Source organism: Bradyrhizobium uaiense (genome assembly GCF_010811875.1).
GTDB classification, from domain to species: domain Bacteria; phylum Pseudomonadota; class Alphaproteobacteria; order Rhizobiales; family Xanthobacteraceae; genus Bradyrhizobium; species Bradyrhizobium uaiense.
Genome location: NZ_VKHP01000824.1, coordinates 1 through 247 on the forward strand (window position 1 = coordinate 1; position 247 = coordinate 247).

The 247-nt window shown below is 60.3% G+C and carries 1 protein-coding gene and 1 pseudogene; one reads left to right on the forward strand and one right to left on the reverse strand.

The genetic code is table 11. The annotated features are described in order from the left end of the window. Positions 1-37 precede the first annotated feature (37 nt). The gene (locus FNJ47_RS47610) at positions 38-130 is read left to right on the forward strand and encodes a hypothetical protein (protein WP_347341835.1); all 93 of its coding nucleotides are present in this window, start codon (positions 38-40) and stop codon (positions 128-130) included. Between the two features lie 50 nt (positions 131-180). On the opposite strand, the pseudogene FNJ47_RS54265 reads toward FNJ47_RS47610, so the two are convergent. Next, positions 181-231 (reverse strand): annotated as a pseudogene (locus tag FNJ47_RS54265) (hypothetical protein); the annotation flags it as partial. Positions 232-247: the final 16 nt, after the last annotated feature.

Sequence of the window (247 nt, forward strand, 5' to 3'; positions counted from 1 at the left end):
GCCACCGAGCGGCGACACCTGGCGGATCGGATACAAAATTCCTCCGCAGCCCCGCGCCAAGGACAACTATCCCTGGCATCTCAACAATCGCAACAAGCGGAGCCTGACGCTCGACCTGAAGTCGCCGTAGCCGGTGATATCCGCATAGATCAGGCGGGGATTCCAAGCGCTGACGTCCTCGTAGTTCAGCTTCAGTCGTTTGCGTGCCGGGTGCGGTGTGTTGACGATCAGGACGTCCGCCCATTTG